Here is a 16,058-nt window from a genome sequence, read left to right on the forward strand (position 1 = left end):
AGGGTTAGTACCCTTTTTATAAAAGGGTATTTATTTTAATCCCGACTGGTTTGTGGTATCCTGTACGGGTTTCTTTTTAGATGTTGTGTCCTTTTTAGGTAAGGCTATGGTAGGCTGTACACTAACAGGTTGTGTGCTTATAGGCGTAACCGTTGGAGTTTTCTTTCTCACAGTACGTGGTCTTGCAACTGCAGGTGCTTCTGTAATCACTTCTGTGCTGTCGTTAACCTGTGTAGGTTCTTCTTCCTCAGGTAATATTGAGCCAATAGGGATATAAATATCGGTAATCCATTCGGCAGTATCTTTTGTATCGGCAGGGCCTTTAGTGTATACCTCAAGGTACGGAAGCTCAAAATTCTCTTCCAGTTTTTTTTTCTTTATGTTTTTAAAGGCAGCATCCCAAGCTTTTTTAAGATGCCTGTAATCGCCTTTTAAAGTTGTTTTAAGCGCATTAAAACGCTTTATCTGTCCTGCTTTGAATTCGCTTCCTTCAGACATCAGTATTTCATCCTCAAGCGGAATACAAGTCATAAACACTGTACTGTCTTTAGCTTCGTCAAAAATATAATAGTATGTAAAAGGTTTGCCGTTTGTAGCAATGTTATTCTCGGTAACAAACTTATTAACCTTAGCAAACATACCCGGCATTTTTTGTTGCATTTCAGATATTTTACAACTGGTAGAGTCGGCTATATAATAAGTTCCTTCCTTTACCATAACGCCATCTACCTTTATCTCAAAAAAGTTGACACGGTTTACAAGCATGTAGTTAACCCTTTTAAGGCTATGATTAATTAGGTTGGATACCTTTTTATCGGTTCCGCCTTTAAGTATAGCATAAGCCTTTTCCGTAAAGCTAAGTTGTCCTTTCATTCTAAGGCTAACTGTAGTAGCTTCGGTTAAGGTATCTTTAAATGTCCAGTGTACTTCTATTTCTCTGTCGTTTAACACAGAGGTTTGTGTTATGGAGTCATTAGGGGAAGTGGCAAGGTTTTTTACACTGCCTGTAGTCCAGTTGGCGTAGGCACCTTCGCCCGTGGTTGTGTCAGAGAAAGTATAGACAGCAGTAGTATCTTTTGTAAGAATTCCTGAGTTTTCCCAGTTTTTTAAATTTCCTACAAAGTTGTAAACAAGGTCTTTTGGGGCTTTTATGGTTAGTTGTTCAGTAACATCATATTTACCGTTTTGGGTAGCTATAAATACAGTTCCTGCTATTGATGCCAGCAACAAGAGAAGGAAGAGGTACTTAACAATTTTCATATAGGCGGTGACTTTCTTATTTTACGTAAATGTATAAATTTCCTGTAAGAAAGCAAATAACTGTTACGTTTAAGTACTAAAAAGCAAAAAACTCCGTTTAACGGAGTTTTTTGTAATTTTAAAATGCCTTATTCACATTCTATAAAGTTTTCGGGATAAGGAGTCATACTCACCTTGTCTACAAGAATGTAAATATCCTCCAGGTCAGTAAACAAATCAGCTTCATCACTTTGTTTTCCACCTTTAAGTGTTTTTCTGTGAGTGGTTAATGTATACTGCTGTACCTTATCTGTCACTGTATAGTTAAATGATATAAGGTTGTTGTAATTGTTTTTAAACTGCACTTTCCAGTGGTGCTGCTCTCCGTTTTTTCCGTCATATTTTAAGCGGAACTCAATTTTTGAGTAACAGCTTGTTTTTTGCCACTCTCCCCATCCGTTATCTGTTTGGGCAAAAGCAGTGTTTAAGGCAAAAAAGAAAAATGCGAGTAGTATAAACTTTTTCATGAGCATTGTTTTTTATTGGAAATCTGTTGCGTTTACTCCTTCGTTAACCTTTATCTCAGCCGTTATCACCTCAGTTTGACCTGTAGGTGTTACGGTTTTGGTTTTAAAAGGGAAAGCAAGACCGTTTACTTTTCTGTAATCAGTAAAATATGAGGTGCTGCTTGTTGTTTCTATCGTTGCCGAGCTTGCTACAAGAAGACCCGATTCGACATCATAATAGTTTAGCATGTCGGCATTGGTTTTAGCATCTTTGTAACTAATAACATAGGCTTCCTTTTTATCTACAAAACCTATACCTTCCAGCCTTGCATTTGGATCTTTTAACGGAACAGAGTAATTATCTCGAAGTGTATTTCCGTTTTTAATAGATTCATACAGAGTTTTGTCCAGTTCGGTAGGCTCTAAGTCAGGCATTTTCATATACCCCCCGTTATCATTCACTACAAGGGTATAAGTTAGTTTGCCATTTGTATAGCTTTGAATAAGCATATCGTTTTGATCTGTTATTTTAGAAACCACTTCAATTTTTGTGGTAGTGCCATTGTACTCGCTTAGCGTATTTGTTCTCGACATAAGGGTTTTCATATTCCTTATCTTGTCTTCACCACCGGAAGCCGCAATGTAATTATCAATAACCGACTTTACCGTTACATAGCTTGGTGCCGGATTGAATGCCCTTTTCTCTGCCGGTATGGCAATTGCTTTTTTAACCTTTAAGTCAGACGTGTTTTGTGCCGTAAGTCCCGATGACATAGCTGGAGAAACCTCTTTTTTAGGAGTCGCTGCCACTGCAGGGGTATTAACAGGTTGGATAAGTTCTGTCCGTCCAAAATCAAAATAGTTAACTATTTGAAGTCCTTTTTTATACTGAATGTAAATAGTATCAGTATCAATACCCTGAGGCCCCTGTTTTTTGATTAGGAACTTGTTTTCGCCTTCATGCAACGGTACCCGAATGTAGCTAATGGTAGCCGGCAGGGTTTGCCAGTTACGGGTATCGGCTTTTTCGGTAGCTGCTCCGGCAACATCGCCTCCCAGTTTAATAAGGTCTCCGGCGGTATCGCCAAAAAGCTCTTTACCTAAGGCGCCTAAACCTGCACTTGCTGCTTTTTTTGTAGCAAAACGGGCTACAAGATCTATCGTTTCACGAAGCATCCTGTCTTTAAGGCACTGCTTGGCAATAGGATAAATGTCTTCGGCTAAGTTAAAAGGAACATCCTGATTGTTTACCACTACGGCAGCATTACTGTAATAAGTACCTCTTTCCCTATATTTAGGGATGGCTATGGCATTTACACTACCTATATCAAAACCTACAGGTATAGGGATGAATATCTCTTCCTGTGTGGCTCCGTCATAATAGGTACCGTAAAAGAAACCGTCGGTACCGCTGGCAGTAATCACAATTTGATCTTTAGCCGGGCCAAACCCGTTTTCCCAAAATACTATGGCTTCTCCTGTTGCTTTAGTAGCAATATCATCTGTAAGCTTGAACTTATTGCTGTACTTCTCATAATCGTCCCTAAAGCCCATTAGCTTAGAAGTCCTTAGCAGGTCTTTTTTAAGCTGTAGGGGAGTAGGTACATCAAAGTACATGTCGCCGTTTTTAGCATAAATCTCTTCGGCATTCCTGTAAGCAATATAGGCATTGTTTATATCGCCGGTACTTTCGTAAAGTATGCCCTGAAGGATTTGAGAGAAGGCATCTTCACTATACCTGTTTTTGTTTTCCTTATACTTTTCATTCAGTTCATATAACTTAATGTTAATCCTTTTTGCCTCCACAAGAGCTTCGGCAGGTTGACCTAAATGAAAATAGTTAAGGGCTTTGTAATAGTGAATAATTACCTTTTCAAAATCCTCACCTTTGTAGGGCTCGGCCATAGGATTGGTGAATTTCGCAGCTATGGCCTGTCCTGCATTGGTTTTGGTCATCTTGTCTTCAATCATAATGTAAGCCTCTTCAAAAAGAGTGTTACTTGCCTCATAATTTCCGCTAAGATGCTCTACTTTTCCTTTTTCCAGCAGGTATAAAAGCCTGTTTCTGTTTTTATTAAGGAACTTGTTTTTATCGATGCCTGTTATGGCTTTATTAAAATCACCATTAAATAAATCGCTTTCAATATCTGCGGTTTTGGTGTTATAGGTACTACAGGATTGAAAGGCAATCAATAACAGCAGTAATGCCAGTTTTGCAGGCATTTTAAGTATGTTTTTGGTTGCTTTCATGTTGGTTGTTTATTTGGTATTGAAGCAAAAATTACATGTTTTTCTTACCAACGTATTTTTTGATCTTTTTGTCACCAATCCATACTTTATCATTAGTTTGGATATTAGTAAGCTCAAGGTCAATTTGGTAATAAACAGTTTTTTCTTTAGATTTTTGATCTACAATAGAGTTTATTGTTCCCTGAAGCATGAAATCGGCACCGTTTTCAAGTCCGAATTTTTTCATGGTAGACTGAGAAGAATAGTTTTGCTGATCGGCTCTTTCGGCTCTGATCTCTTCTCTCATTGGGCCACCCTGAACAAGTTTCATTCTTCCGGAGTTGATAATCTCTTTTTCAATGTCTTTAGAGAAAGTTTCGGTAGCAATATGCTCGTGTGATTTATTAGTAATCATACCAACAATAATAACCGGTTTTTTACCTCCGTTTTCGGCAGCATAAGTGCTATACCATGAGTGCGACATAAGTTCGGCAGTGATTTCCTCTGCAGTTAGTCTGGAATCGGTATCGTTCCATCTTCCGCTTAGGTCTATAACACTGTCTTCGTTTACACGCTGAACTTTAGAAGCACAACTGGTTAGGGCTAATCCTAAAACAAAAGCTAAAATAAATTTGTAAGAAGTTTTCATAATTATTCGGTTTGATTAATAATTCAAAAATAGTTAAAAAAGGTTATTGTTAAAATAATACTAAAACCTCTTTGCAACATTGATGCCATTTTTTTGGAAGCTAAATACCCAAGAGGGTATTTAGCTTATATTAATCCAGTTAATTGTTTGTTTTTCAGGTGATTATTTTTTTGATTAATCGTTGAAAATACTACAGTCGTAATCAATCCAAAACTGAGCCTGTTCCTGATACAGGTAACCGTAACCACAGTCTTCGGCAGCATTGATAAGGTTTAGTGCAGCAGTCCTAACAGCACTACAGGTAGAAGGAGTTGCATTGTTACTGAAAACAAGCGTTTTTTCATACAGAATATCTGCCAGTATTTCCAGTTGATCCAGGCAGGCATCATTACCGCTTACCTCTGTAGTTTCTTCTTCTTCACAAGATACAAATGCCACTGGTACAGTAAGTAGCATACACAAAATCATAATTGTTTTGATAGTTTTGATTGTCTTCATAATAAATTGATTTTAAGGTTAGTACTTTAAATTATTTATTACAAAGTTCCGTTTTAGGGTAAAGCAAAAAAATACCCATTGCTGGGTATTTTTACTACAAAAAAAATCAAAATGATTTGTTAATTCTACCAAAACTAAAAATCATATTTCCGTTCCATGGAATAGCGAAGGAGTTCGCTTTTACCATGCAGGCTCAATTTTTTAAGTATGTTCTTTCTATGTGTGTCTACTGTTGTTTTTCCTATAAAAAGGAGATCGGCAATTTCCTGAGATGTTTTTCCCTGTCCTACAAGGTTAACAATTTCTTTTTCGCGTTTACTTAAAGGTACATCGCCTTCATCTTTTTTTGGAGTTGCAGCCTTGATGGAATCGTCAAAGAAAGTTTCCCCTTTCATAACCGCTCTAATGGCTGCTAAAACTACTTTTAGGGAAGAGTTTTTCATAATATAACCGTCTACACCTGCCTGAGTCATCTGGCTAACGGCCTCTTCCTGCTCAAACATACTAAAGGCAATAACCTTACAGTTTGGGAATTCTTTTTTTATTTCTTTTGTGGCTGCAATGCCGTCGGTTTTTGGCATGCGTATATCGGTAAGTACAATATCGGGTTTTTTGGAACGTACAATTTCCAACAGCCTTTCGCCGTCGTTAGCTTCGCCTACAACTTTTATGTCGTCTTCGTATTCAAGAAAAATCTTAATACCGTCTATAAGCGACTGATGATCTTCTGCAATAGCTAATCGTATCATATTGGTAAGTCTATTATTATGGTAGTGCCCTTACCGGGAGTGGAATCTATAGTAAAGGTGCCGCCAAGTTGTTCAACTTTTTTAGTAATGGTATTTAATCCCATTCCGTCTGAAGATGGTGCTGTGGTATTTTTAAACCCCACACCATTATCTTCTATTATGATATTGATATTGTCGTCGTGGTTAGTAAGCTGAATGGAAGCCTCTGTTGCTTTAGAATGCTTTATAATGTTGGTACTCAGCTCCTGAACCATCCGAAAGATAGCAATTTCAATTTTATTTTCCAATCTTTTATCGAATCCAACTGCAAGAACCTCAATGGTTAACTTTCCGGGAATCGATATTTTTCCCGCCATTTTCCTTATAGCAGGTATAAGACCTTCGTTAGCAAATACACCGGCATTTTTAGCATGGGCAATGGTTCTTACCTTTTGGTAGGCATCTTCTATAAGCTGATCAGTGCGGTCATATAGTTTGTTTTCTTCTTCACGTATTTCATTTTTACGCAGGCGAAGGTGTTCAAAGTTCATTTTTAGTGTAGCCAGCATACTACCAAGATTGTCATGAAGATCGTTTGCAATACGCTCGCGTTCTTTTTCCTGCCCTTCAAGCATAAGGTCAATGCTGTTAAGTTCAAACTCCTTTAAGGCCTTTTCCAGTTTTTGCTGCTCTATAAGTTTTTCCTGTTTGGAAATATACACGCGCCTGCGGGCATTTTTTATAATAAGGAAACCTATAACAAGACTGGCTATAAGCAGGCCTATAAATATATATACCAAAATTTTACCAGTCTTTACTTCGGCAGTTAATACTTCATTTTTTAGTTCTGTTTCGCGTGTTTGGTACTTAGTTTCCATTTCAGAGATGGTAAGGCTCTGTTCCTGAGCGCTTATACTATCTTCAAAACTTTTATATTCAATATAAGTCTCATAAGCTTTTTTGTAGTCGTTTTTTTCGACATAGTTGAGGGATAAAATTTTATTTATCACGCTTTTAATACCAATAGGGTATTCGTTTATTGGTATGCTGTCGGCTGATTTTAAGAGTTGTATGGAGGTATTAAAGTCTCCTAAATAATAATATGAAGCTGCCTGATTTATATAATTTGTACAGATGTCATAATTGTTATTAGGTTTGCTTTTTAGATAAATAAGGTCTTTTTTTAGGTAGAATAGTGCCGAATCGTGCTCGTTTAAAAAATCGTTGTATAAGGCAGCCAGATTGTTGTTTATTTGCGACTCAAGCTCTTTATTTCCCAGCCTTTTATTTATTTGCTTTGCCTTTTGAAAGTACTCATAACTTTCTTCACTCTCTTCATATGATATTTTTGTTGAGGCTATTTCTATGTATGCCTTGGCTAATTTTAATGAGTCGTTACTTTTCCTAGCATAGTCCAGGTATTCGTTAAGGTATTTTTCGGGATTTAGTTTGTCGCTGTTTTTTTGCGACTTTATAAGGTAAGCAATATTAAGGTTTATTTGTATTGCCTTGTCTATAAGTCCAGCTTTGTTGTACAGGTCGCGGGCCGACATGTAGTTTTGCAATGCTAAGGAGTCAATGTATTTGTAATCATAAATTTTAGCTTTTAGTAAATGATACCATGCTCTGTTTTCTAAACTCGCGGTATCTTTTTCCAGTAGCTTTAGTTTTTTTGTAGCCAGCTCCAGCTTATTTTCATTAATATCGTTTTCTACCTCTTTAAATCCCGGCTGTTGGGCATAGGTCATGCCCATGACCGCTAGAGCCATGAGCATGAATATAAGTTTTAAATTTTGTATACGTATTTTCAATGTTAAGGTGTAAAGCTTCTTTTAATTATAGTTAAACCTGCAGTTCGTGGTCTAATGAACGGAAAACCGTCATCATCAGGATTTTCATCATTCAGGTTAGGAATGTTTGATTTAGGTATAAATAAAGGGGTTAAATCAGGAGCCTGATGGCGTTTATAAGTTAAACCGTTTTTTTTCATATCATTATAAAGCATGTTTGCTTTTCCATAAAAATATCCCGGATATGATGAGTTAAAGGTATTATCGTGGAATAGGAGAATTAAAGCATCTTCAGCATCATAATCAAAGGTTTCTGAACTGTAAGGAACTAAATCACTATTGTTAACCAATAAGTTATGGTCAGCCAGGTTTGTTAGTAATGTTCCTCCGTTATCAGTTTTCTTTTTCATAAAAATCAAAACGGCGCTTAAATACTTTTGGTCACCGTTCTCATCAGTTATGGTTTGTGAGATATCAAACTTCTGATAAAATTCATACTTATTTAAAGGGTCTTCTTTTGTAATGTGTAAATCCAGGTTTAAACTCCTTGATGCAGAGGTATAAGTTCCTGATGTTTCATAGGGATTTGTTGCACTCATAATTTTTGTTTTAAAAGGTTGGTTTACAAAATTGTAACACAAAAGGTAAAAAAAAAATCCCCATTAGCGGGGATTTTTACTTTATTTTTTTAACAATTTTAGTAGGATTATTCTTTTACAAAGTATTTAATGCAAAACAAAATTGCTATAAATGCAAGGAAAGCTATTAGTATCCAGTAACTTCCTTTATAATATTTTTTATGGAGTTTAAGGTCTTTCCTGTAAACGTATATCATGGCTGCTACAAACACTACAACGAAAAATGCAGCAAAATACAATTGGCCTGTACTAAACATGTTGAAATCTTTTTTGCAAAGCTACAATAAGCCTGTTTAATTTTCTATACTTTTAAAACTTAAAATACGATTATCATGAAAAAACAATTAGATGCCGTAAAGGAGTTTCACAGTGCTTTTGGATTAGGAATTAGCGAACAGCCTAAAGCCGATTTAGGAGATGCTGTAAATATGCTAAGGTTTAACCTGATGAAAGAGGAGAACGAAGAATACCTTGAGGCTGTACAAAATAATGATCTTACCGAAATTGCCGATGCTCTTGGCGATATGCTTTATATTTTATGCGGAACTATTATTGAACACGGACTGCAACATAAAATTGAAGAGGTTTTTGATGAGATTCAGCGTAGTAATATGAGTAAGCTGGGTGAAGACGGCAAGCCCATTTACCGCGAAGACGGTAAGGTAATGAAGGGGCCTAACTATTTTAAACCTAACTTTGAAGAGATACTTAAATAGTAATTTATCATATAAATAAAAAGCCTCAGCATTTGCTGAGGCTTTTTATGTACCTAAAAATGGGTAATTATATTTTTACAGTCCAGCCAAAAGTATCTTCGGCAAGTTTGTACTGTATGTTGTTTAATTTCTCTTTAAGGAATAATGCTACAGAGTTTTCCTGTTTTGGCAACTCATAGTATTTCTCTTTGTAGCTAAAGCCTACAATAGGGTTTACTACAGCGGCTGTACCTGCACCAAATACTTCCTGTAGGGTGCCGTTTTCGGTAGCTTCCACTAGTTCACTAACTAATACCGGGCGAACCTCTACATTAATACCTTCTCTTTTAGCAACGTCAATAAGGCTCTTTCTGGTAACTCCGTCAAGAATCCTTTCGCTGGTTGGAGCGGTGTAAAGTGTATCGTTTATCCTGAAAAATACATTCATTGTACCGGCTTCTTCCAGCTTGGTATGTGTAGCATCATCAGTCCATATTATCTGCTGGTATCCCTGCTCGTTAGCTAACTTAGTAGGGTAAAACTGTGCCGAATAGTTACCTGCCGCTTTTGCAGCACCAATACCACCGTTTGCAGCACGGCTAAAATGTTCGGCTATAAGTACTTTTACCTCTCCTGAGTAGTATGACTTGGCAGGAGAAAGTATAATCATGAATCGGTAAAAAAGAGCAGGAGCAGCTAAAACACCTGGTCCTGTTGCTATCATAAACGGACGGATATAAAGCGAATTACCTTTACCTTTTTTTACCCAAGCTTTCTCTATTTCAACAAGTTTTTTAAGTCCGCCCATAAATACATTTTCAGGTACTTCAGGCATAGCAAGCCTTGTGGCCGACTTATTAAAACGCTCATAATTTTGATCAGGGCGGAATAACCATACATCGTCATTCTCATCTTTATAGGCTTTCATACCTTCAAAAATGGCCTGACCGTAATGGAATACTTTTGCAGACGGATCTATTAAAAAAGGTTCATAAGGTTTGATAACAGGCTTCTCCCACACACCGTTTTTGTAATCACAAATAAGCATGTGGTCGGTAAACACGTTGCCGAAAGTAAGATTCTCAAAATCAACTGAATCAATTTTAGAACCCGGGGCAAGGTTTACTGTAATGTCGTTTTCGTTCATTTATTAGATTAGTTATAATAGTAGTGTTGTTGCAAATTTACTAAAAAAAAGTCCAAAAAGCAGAATCTGTTAAAAAATACGCAGTGAAACAGCTGTAAATTATTGGAAGTTAGAAAAATAAATAATATCTAGCTTTTTGCAGCCTTTATAATTTTCTGTATAAATTTGCATACACTAAACATAATTCGCTAAAAAAATGAAAAAATCATTATTTGCAGTGTCATTACTGCTGGCACTTACAGCCTGTAAAAACAATACAAATGTGGAATCAGAAGATACAGTTGTTGAAACTGAAAACGGAGCAATAAACATTAATACCGATTCTATTAACGAAGATGAAGAGGCGTTACATGTTGATGCCACAGCAAACGATGGTTTATATGCATCTTTTGGCGATGAGATTGATGCTAATGAGGCATTAACAAACAAAGAAATGTTTGCCAAGTACAAAAGCCTTAAGCCGGGCGATACGGTTAATGTAAAATTCCGCGCCCATATTAACGATGTTTGCCAAAAGAAAGGCTGCTGGATGTCGTTAGGACTTGAGGGAGAAAATGAGTCTTTTGTGAAGTTTAAAGACTATGCATTCTTTGTGCCGTTAAACGCTGCTGGTCAGGATGCTGTTGTAAGCGGTAAAGCTTTTGTTAGTGAAATATCAGTAAATGAGTTAAGGCATTATGCTAAAGACGGAGGTAAATCAGAGGCTGAGATTGCTAAAATTACTGAACCTGAAATAACATACGGCTTTATGGCCGATGGTGTTTTAATCACTAAATAATGGGAAGGAAGTTATTACCTGTACTGTCGGCCTTTATAATGCTGGCATCATGTAACGATAAAACTGTCAAAGAAGCTGCTCCGGAGGCTGAAACTCCTGTAAAGGAAGCCAAAGCCGAAAAGAAATTTGAGATGTATGAAATGTCTCCAATGGCGGCTTTAATGGAACAGATGTATGTTGATAACATGAGGCTAAGGGAACGTATTATAAAAGGGGATACCATAGGGGCTTTTCCAAAACATTTTTTAAGGATACATACTACTTTGATGACTGATGAGTCAGATCGTGACTTGTTTTTTGAAGAGCATGCCAAACAGTATATTGAGGCACAAAAGCGTATTTATATTGATACGGTTAATGTTAAGGAACGCTTTAACGAAGGGGTGACTTCATGCCTTAGCTGTCATGAATCTAAATGTGGCGGACCCATACCAAGGATTAAAAAGTTATACATTAGGTAATTGAAAAGAGAAATTATACAAACGCTGGACGGATCGGTAACGATACATCTTCCTGAAATGAAGGAAAGTTACCACTCTAAATTTGGGGCTATCCAAGAGGCGTATCATGTTTTTATACAAAACGGGCTGACCTTACTACAGGATCGGCCTGTTTCTGTTTTGGAAATTGGCTTCGGTACAGGGCTTAATGCTTTTATTACTTTTTTGGAGTCGGTTAAAACAGGGCAACAAATTAATTACACTGGGGTAGAAGCCTATCCGGTAGAGGCAGAGGAGGTAAAACTGCTTAACTATGTAGAGCAGCTTGATGCGCAGCAACACAGTAACGTTTTTGAGGCTATGCACGGTGCCGAATGGGGAAAACGGGTTGAAATAAATGATAAGTTTACTTTACTAAAAAGAAAACAGTTTTTTAGTGAGATAGAAGATGTCGAATTATATGATATTGTTTATTTTGATGCTTTTGGGTTTCATGCCCAACCCGAATTGTGGACTGCCGAAATTTTTTCTAAAATGTATAAGGCTTTAAAAACCAATAGTGTACTGGTAACCTATGCATGCAGAACAAGTATTAAGAAAGCCATGCAGGAAGCGGGTTTTACCACAGAAAAACTTCCCGGCCCTCCCGGAAAAAGGGAAATGCTGCGCGCATTTAAACATTAATATTATGTTAAAACTTTGAGTTAATTAGAATTTTAACGCAATCGATATAGTTGATTTTCATCGATATGTTATTTTTATTATTATCTTTACATGCATTCTAACAGAAGCACTAACCATTTAACACAATATTATTTTTTTAATTATGCCCAGAAGTATGTTTGCTTACACAAAAACGATTTTGGAAAGCGTAAGTTTTGACCCAAAGTTGTTTTGTAAGGAAGTAGAAAAAGCAATTAAGCTGTTATTACCCTATGAGGTGGAACAGCTTGTAGACTGGCTTAATAATTTTACGACTGAAAAGCCTGAATTAAAAGCTTGTCTTATATATGTAGAACAATAAAAATTAAAGGAGCCCATAAGGCTCCTTTTTTATTTTTATGACCGCTTTATAATTACTTATGAAGCGGAGAGGTAATCTCTACATTGTGGAAAGCGATAGCCCCTCTAACAACTCCTGTTATAGTGGTGCGTAATGCGTCTATAAGGTGCAGTTTAAGTTCTTTTTTGGAGTATATTAAACTCACTTCTCTCGATGGTCTCGGTTCGGTAAAATGACGTAGTTTTGATTTTGCCTTTTCACTCATGTCTAATGTATGCAGGTAAGGCAATAGTGTCATACCTAAACCTTCATCGGCAAGTTTAACCATTGTCTCAAAGCTTCCGCTCTCCAGGTGGAAACGATTATGCTGTGGCAGTGATGCCGCTTTACAAATATTAAGTACATTGTTACGGAAACAATGTCCGTCCTGTAACAGCAGTATATTATTTAAGTTGTCTTCAAGGTCTTTTACACTAAACTCTTTTTTGCCAAAAGCAGGGTTGTTTTCCGGTATGTAAGCCACAAACGGTTCGTAGTACAACACCACTTCCTTAATACTTTCCTCGCTAAGCGGGGTAGCTGCTATTGCTGCATCAAGCTGACCGCTTTTCAGCATTTTTATAATCTCCTCGGTAGTACGTTCTTCAATAATAAGGTTAACCTTAGGGTACTTATTGGTAAAGTTGGTAATAAACATAGGGAGCAGGGTAGGCATAACGGTTGGTATAATACCTATTTTAAAGTCTCCGCCTATATAGCCTTTTTGTTGGTCTACTATATCTTTAATACGGTTAGACTCGTTAACAATACTCCTTGCCTGTGTTACAATTTGCTGACCTACGTCGGTAAGCTGAATAGGCTTTTTACCCCTGTCAAAAATTTGTACATCCAGTTCTTCCTCCAGTTTTTGTATTTGCATACTCAGGGTGGGCTGGGTTACAAAGCATTTTTCGGCAGCGAGTGTAAAGTTTTTGTATTCGGCTACAGCCAGTACATAGTGCAATTGGGTTATGGTCATTACTAAAAAGTATTAAGTATAGATTTTTATGATAAAATTATAAAAATCATCGATAACGCTTATATTTTTTTTAAGGTTATTTTCTGTAACTTTGAGAGTATAGATAACCTAAAATAATAAAACAAGTAAAACATGAAAACGAAAAAAGAGAAAGAACAAGCCACGAACATATTAGGTTTACCGGTAAAAGAAACCGAAGTTATTGCAGCAGAGCTGAATATACTTTTATCTAACTTCCAGGTGTATTATCAAAACCTGAGAGGAATACACTGGAATATTCGTGGTAAACGTTTTTTTGACCTGCACGTAAAATTTGAAGAACTTTATAATGATGCCCAGCTAAAAATAGATATGATAGCAGAAAGGGTACTGACACTGGGAGGATCACCTTTACATACTTTTGAAGATTATATTAAAAATAACAGACTACAGGTAGGTAAAAACGTCTCTAAAGATGTAGATGCTGTTCAGCTTATTATGAGCTCTTTAAGCGATTTATTAAAGATAGAAAGGGTAATACTTGACGAAAGTGATAAAATTAATGACGAGGGTACTAACTCTATGATGAGTGATTTTATTACCGAGCAGGAAAAAACCATCTGGATGATGAAGGCTTGGAGCGAAGAGGAAATTTAACATACGGAATTCAAAACTTATTTAGAACCGTTTAAAATATATTCGCTACTTTAGCAATGTGAAATTTCTTGTAAAAATAGTAATATTCCTTTTCCTGTCTTTCCTGGCAACCCCTACGGTTATAAGCCTGTTGGAAGATGATACGGATATTTCTATGGTGTATAGTCTTAACGAAGAAGAAATTCACAAAGAAATAAAAGAGATAAAAGCCGGACCCGAAACGGAGTTCGAGATGCCTTTTATTATAGTTGAAAAAAAATCTAAAGTTATAAACTCAAAATATCTCCTTAGGCTTGATAATGCCTTTGGAGATATTTTTTCTCCACCTCCCGAGACGGTATAATTCAATTACTGCCGCTATTTTTATATAGCTGGTTTTGAGTGAAATGTCTGCTTGTTGCAGATGTTTAATACTGTATTAATTGTATTATATCTTATCGGTTATGACAAAAAAGAATAATCTTTTTGCCAATTTTAAGTCTGATTTTCCTTCAGGTCTCGTTGTTTTTTTAGTGGCTTTACCGCTATGTCTTGGTATAGCTCTGGCTTCAGGTGCGCCACCATTATCGGGTGTTATTGCTGGTGTGGTAGGTGGTATTGTTATAGGTTCTCTTAGTAACTCACACATAAGTGTATCCGGTCCTGCTGCGGGACTTATTGCCATAGTGTTAACAGCCATTGCTACCCTTGGCTCATTTGAGGCATTTTTGCTTGCTGTATTCCTTTCGGGAGTAATTCAGTTGGCACTAGGCTTTTTAAGAGCGGGTAGTATCTCCAATTATATCCCTGCTAATGTGATTGAAGGGATGCTTGCGGGTATTGGGGTTATTATCATTATCAAACAGATGGAACACGCTGTGGGGTATGATAAAAGCTATGACGGTAACGAATCGCTTTTCAGGCTGGATGGTGGTAATCCTTTTTCGGATATCCCCGATATCCTTCAGCGTTTTGAAGGCGGAGCAGTAATTATTACTATTATATCCCTGCTTATACTAATTGTATGGGAGAGAGTCCCTGCGCTAAAAAAACTGAAACTGTTACCGGGTGCCCTTGTGGCGGTAATCGTCGGTATATTACTTAACGAGATATTTACAAGAACGGGAAGTCATTTTGCTTTAGGCACTGAGCACCTGGTTACATTACCGGTACCTGAGTCTTTTAGTGATATAGCCGGTTTTATAATCACTCCTGATTTTTCTGTTATTGCTAATCCTGATGTTTGGATATCGGCAGCTACCATAGCCGTAGTAGCATCGGTAGAGACATTGCTTTGTATTGAGGCTTCCGACAGGATGGACGTACAAAAACGTTATACCGATACTAACAGGGAGCTTAAAGCTCAGGGTATAGGTAATATGGTAAGCGGATTCATTGGCGGACTGCCTATTACATCGGTAGTGGTACGTTCTTCTGCTAATGCCAGCTCGGGCGCAAAAACCAAGATGTCGGCAGTAATTCACGGATTTTTATTACTGATATGTGTACTTGCCATTCCATTTGTGCTAAACAAAATTCCGTTTGCTACCCTTGCAGCTGTACTCTTACTTATAGGTTACAAACTTGCAAACCCTGCTAAGCTTAAACTGTTTTGGAAAAAAGGTAAATACCAGCTTGTACCATTTGTGGCTACACTTATTGCCGTTGTGGCGATAGATCTTTTAAAAGGTGTGGCAATAGGTATGGCAATAAGTATAATATTTATCCTGAAAGGTAACCTGAAAAGGGCATATCATTTTAGGAAAGAACAGTATGAAGAAGGCGATATAATACACATAGACCTTGCACAGGAAGTGTCTTTTCTTAACAAGGCGGCAATAAAATCTACCTTAAACGATATTCCTCAAAACTCAAAAGTGGTTATAAACGCATCTGAAACAGAATATATAGCCCACGATGTGCAGGATTTAATCAAAGAATTTAAAAATATACGCGCTAAAGAGAATAACATAAAAGTACAGCTTGTGGGCTTTAAAGATGCTTATGAACTGGATGATACTACAGAACATGTTTTCTTTGAACACGCAAAAAGGAACAATAAAAACAACTAAGTTTACAAAGAAT

19 protein-coding genes are annotated in these 16,058 nt (G+C 36.9%); 8 read left to right on the forward strand and 11 right to left on the reverse strand.

Annotated elements, in window-relative coordinates; genetic code table 11:
* Nucleotides 1–30 precede the first annotated feature (30 nt).
* The 9 genes from Q763_RS05055 to Q763_RS05095 form a co-directional block, all read right to left on the reverse strand.
* Nucleotides 31–1,260, reverse strand: a complete 1,230-nt coding sequence (locus Q763_RS05055; protein WP_035131873.1) for a GyrI-like domain-containing protein — start codon at nucleotides 1,258–1,260, stop codon at nucleotides 31–33.
* A 128-nt stretch (nucleotides 1,261–1,388) separates the two neighbouring features.
* A complete protein-coding gene (locus tag Q763_RS05060) occupies nucleotides 1,389–1,766 on the reverse strand; it encodes a hypothetical protein (RefSeq protein ID WP_035131874.1) in 378 nt (125 codons plus the stop codon).
* 12 nt (nucleotides 1,767–1,778) lie between these two features.
* Complete coding sequence (locus Q763_RS17355; protein WP_052123224.1) at nucleotides 1,779–3,995, reverse strand: COG3014 family protein; 2,217 nt, start codon at nucleotides 3,993–3,995, stop codon at nucleotides 1,779–1,781.
* 31 nt (nucleotides 3,996–4,026) lie between these two features.
* Nucleotides 4,027–4,623 carry a penicillin-binding protein activator LpoB gene (locus Q763_RS05070; protein ID WP_035131875.1) on the reverse strand — a complete coding sequence of 199 codons (597 nt, stop codon included), beginning with the start codon at nucleotides 4,621–4,623 and terminating at the stop codon, nucleotides 4,027–4,029.
* A 174-nt stretch (nucleotides 4,624–4,797) separates the two neighbouring features.
* Nucleotides 4,798–5,121, reverse strand: a complete 324-nt coding sequence (locus Q763_RS05075; RefSeq protein WP_157499324.1) for a hypothetical protein — start codon at nucleotides 5,119–5,121, stop codon at nucleotides 4,798–4,800.
* Nucleotides 5,122–5,255: 134 nt separating this feature from the next.
* Nucleotides 5,256–5,870: a response regulator gene (locus Q763_RS05080; protein WP_035131878.1), complete on the reverse strand. Its 615-nt coding sequence runs from the start codon at nucleotides 5,868–5,870 to the stop codon at nucleotides 5,256–5,258.
* Entirely contained in the window at nucleotides 5,867–7,618 is a 1,752-nt protein-coding gene (locus tag Q763_RS05085) for a sensor histidine kinase (RefSeq protein ID WP_198133439.1), read from the reverse strand. Before Q763_RS05085 ends, Q763_RS05080 begins: the two co-directional genes overlap by 4 nt.
* Nucleotides 7,619–7,662: 44 nt before the next feature.
* Nucleotides 7,663–8,238 carry a hypothetical protein gene (locus tag Q763_RS05090; protein ID WP_035131880.1) on the reverse strand — a complete coding sequence of 192 codons (576 nt, stop codon included), beginning with the start codon at nucleotides 8,236–8,238 and terminating at the stop codon, nucleotides 7,663–7,665.
* Nucleotides 8,239–8,345: 107 nt separating this feature from the next.
* Complete coding sequence (locus Q763_RS05095; protein ID WP_035131881.1) at nucleotides 8,346–8,534, reverse strand: hypothetical protein; 189 nt, start codon at nucleotides 8,532–8,534, stop codon at nucleotides 8,346–8,348.
* A 75-nt stretch (nucleotides 8,535–8,609) separates the two neighbouring features.
* Here Q763_RS05095 and Q763_RS05100 point away from each other — a divergent pair, with 75 nt between their 5' ends.
* On the forward strand, nucleotides 8,610–8,993 hold the full coding sequence (locus tag Q763_RS05100; RefSeq protein WP_035131882.1) for a pyrophosphohydrolase domain-containing protein: 384 nt from the start codon (nucleotides 8,610–8,612) through the stop codon (nucleotides 8,991–8,993).
* A gap of 67 nt (nucleotides 8,994–9,060) precedes the next feature.
* Here the strand turns inward: Q763_RS05100 and Q763_RS05105 are convergent, their stop codons facing one another.
* The gene (locus Q763_RS05105) at nucleotides 9,061–10,119 is read right to left on the reverse strand and encodes a branched-chain amino acid aminotransferase (RefSeq protein ID WP_035131886.1); all 1,059 of its coding nucleotides are present in this window, start codon (nucleotides 10,117–10,119) and stop codon (nucleotides 9,061–9,063) included.
* Nucleotides 10,120–10,315: 196 nt separating this feature from the next.
* Between Q763_RS05105 and Q763_RS05110 the strand changes: the two genes are divergently transcribed.
* From Q763_RS05110 to Q763_RS05125, 4 genes are all read left to right on the forward strand, one after another.
* Nucleotides 10,316–10,897 carry a DUF4920 domain-containing protein gene (locus Q763_RS05110; RefSeq protein ID WP_084596010.1) on the forward strand — a complete coding sequence of 194 codons (582 nt, stop codon included), beginning with the start codon at nucleotides 10,316–10,318 and terminating at the stop codon, nucleotides 10,895–10,897.
* The gene (locus Q763_RS05115) at nucleotides 10,897–11,358 is read left to right on the forward strand and encodes a hypothetical protein (RefSeq protein WP_035131887.1); all 462 of its coding nucleotides are present in this window, start codon (nucleotides 10,897–10,899) and stop codon (nucleotides 11,356–11,358) included. Before Q763_RS05110 ends, Q763_RS05115 begins: the two co-directional genes overlap by 1 nt.
* Nucleotides 11,359–12,021, forward strand: coding sequence for a tRNA (5-methylaminomethyl-2-thiouridine)(34)-methyltransferase MnmD (gene mnmD / locus Q763_RS05120; RefSeq protein ID WP_035131888.1), 663 nt, complete (start codon nucleotides 11,359–11,361; stop codon nucleotides 12,019–12,021).
* Nucleotides 12,022–12,163: 142 nt separating this feature from the next.
* Complete coding sequence (locus Q763_RS05125) at nucleotides 12,164–12,361, forward strand: hypothetical protein (RefSeq protein WP_035131889.1); 198 nt, start codon at nucleotides 12,164–12,166, stop codon at nucleotides 12,359–12,361.
* 52 nt (nucleotides 12,362–12,413) lie between these two features.
* On the opposite strand, the gene Q763_RS05130 is transcribed toward Q763_RS05125, so the two are convergent.
* Entirely contained in the window at nucleotides 12,414–13,358 is a 945-nt protein-coding gene (locus Q763_RS05130; RefSeq protein ID WP_035131891.1) for a LysR substrate-binding domain-containing protein, read from the reverse strand.
* 132 nt (nucleotides 13,359–13,490) lie between these two features.
* Here Q763_RS05130 and Q763_RS05135 point away from each other — a divergent pair, with 132 nt between their 5' ends.
* The 3 genes from Q763_RS05135 (at nucleotide 13,491) to Q763_RS05145 (ending at nucleotide 16,045) form a co-directional block, all read left to right on the forward strand.
* Entirely contained in the window at nucleotides 13,491–13,994 is a 504-nt protein-coding gene (locus Q763_RS05135) for a Dps family protein (RefSeq protein WP_035131893.1), read from the forward strand.
* A gap of 58 nt (nucleotides 13,995–14,052) precedes the next feature.
* Entirely contained in the window at nucleotides 14,053–14,337 is a 285-nt protein-coding gene (locus Q763_RS05140) for a hypothetical protein (RefSeq protein WP_035131895.1), read from the forward strand.
* A gap of 100 nt (nucleotides 14,338–14,437) precedes the next feature.
* Nucleotides 14,438–16,045, forward strand: a complete 1,608-nt coding sequence (locus Q763_RS05145; protein ID WP_035131897.1) for a SulP family inorganic anion transporter — start codon at nucleotides 14,438–14,440, stop codon at nucleotides 16,043–16,045.
* Nucleotides 16,046–16,058 lie beyond the last annotated feature (13 nt).

Source organism: Flavobacterium beibuense F44-8 (assembly GCF_000769915.1).
GTDB lineage: Bacteria > Bacteroidota > Bacteroidia > Flavobacteriales > Flavobacteriaceae > Flavobacterium > Flavobacterium beibuense.